Source organism: Methylophaga sp. (assembly GCF_030651745.1).
This window is the reverse complement of record NZ_JAUSCC010000090.1, coordinates 1-1,349: the sequence shown is the minus strand read 5'-3', so window position 1 is coordinate 1,349 and position 1,349 is coordinate 1. Positions and strand designations below refer to the sequence as shown.

The 1,349-nt window shown below is 47.7% G+C and carries 2 protein-coding genes; both read right to left on the bottom strand.

Translation table 11 applies throughout. The annotated features are described in order from the left end of the window. The coding region (locus Q7V21_RS10630) for a PDR/VanB family oxidoreductase (protein ID WP_304917270.1) at positions 1-893 on the bottom strand (893 nt) is incomplete at its 3' end. Next, positions 890-1,349, bottom strand: a 460-nt coding sequence (locus Q7V21_RS10625; RefSeq protein WP_304917269.1) for a dimethylamine monooxygenase subunit DmmA family protein, incomplete at its 5' end; no start/stop codon positions are given. The genes Q7V21_RS10625 and Q7V21_RS10630, both read right to left, overlap by 4 nt.

Genomic DNA, 1,349 nt, shown 5'->3' with positions numbered 1-1,349 from the left:
GCACTGATTTTTTCAGCATCGGATAAATAGACGTCCTGATGGATCAGTTCACCATCACAGTCCACTACCTCTAATTCACAACGACCACATGCCCCGCCACGACATAAATACGGTGCATCAATACCCGCTTCTTCTAATGCTTCCAGCATGCTCATTTCACTGGGAACCACCACTTCGGTTTCCGACAGTTTTAATGAAACGATAAACGGCTCACCCGTTGCCGGGGCCAGGAATTTCTCGCTATGCAAGGCGTTTTCTGGCCAGCCCATTTCCTTGGCCATCAACAATAAGCTGTTGACCATATTGTTGGGGCCACAGACATAAACGTGTGAACCCAACGGTTGCTGGATTAAGATCTCGGTGAAGTTGATTCGACGACCTTCATCGTCAACATAAAAATGCACCTTATCGCCACACAGACTTTCCAGTTGCTCACGAAAAGCTGCCTGATCGGCACTGCGATAGGCATAGTGCAACTCATAGGCATAACCGAGACGATTCAAATCACTTATTTGTGACATAAACGGGGTAATGCCAATACCACCGGCCACCAGAATATGTTTTTTTGCCAATTTGTTAATGGAAAACAAATTGGTCGGTGGAGTGATTTGCAAACGTGTGCCGGGCTTGACCTTTTCGTGCATATACAACGAACCACCGCGCGATTGCTCCTGTTTCCGCACTGCAATGGTGTAACGGCCGTTATCACTGGTTGGTCCCATCAGGGAATAGGCATTGCGGTGAATGCGGCCATCAATATTCATTGCGACCACAACATGACTGCCGCCGGAAAAGTACGGTAACTTCTCGCCGTCTTCCCGTTCAAAAGTAAACTGTTTGACCTGCTCGGTGATTTGTTCCACCGCGGTGACGATGACATTTAACTGACTCATGGATAAATTTCCTCTGCTGCTGGAATTTCACCGGGCACTTCAGCATCGATCATAAAGCCCATATAAGCGCCCATCAGACGGGAAAAATGCTCTCTGACGATAAGATGCCGACCACAGCCGGTGCAGGCATGAATGTTGTGATGGACATTTTCATTGGTGGTTTTGCAATGCACGCAATACACACGTCTGCCCAGACTGCCACAAAGCTCTTTGAATACATTCTTGTCATCTACGCCAGCATCACGTAACACCCCGGCAACTGCCCAGATAAAGCCTTCGGTACCGGCTACGTAAAACTGAGTGCCCATATAGCAGCTGTCTAATGTGGTTTTCAATGCATCAAGTAATTCGGCTTGAGAATCACTGAGAGTAATTGGCTCGTTAACCACTTTTTGCACGGTGACAGCATATTTTTCAGCCTGTGGATCAGCAGCGAGATACAGCACTGAAAGCGGT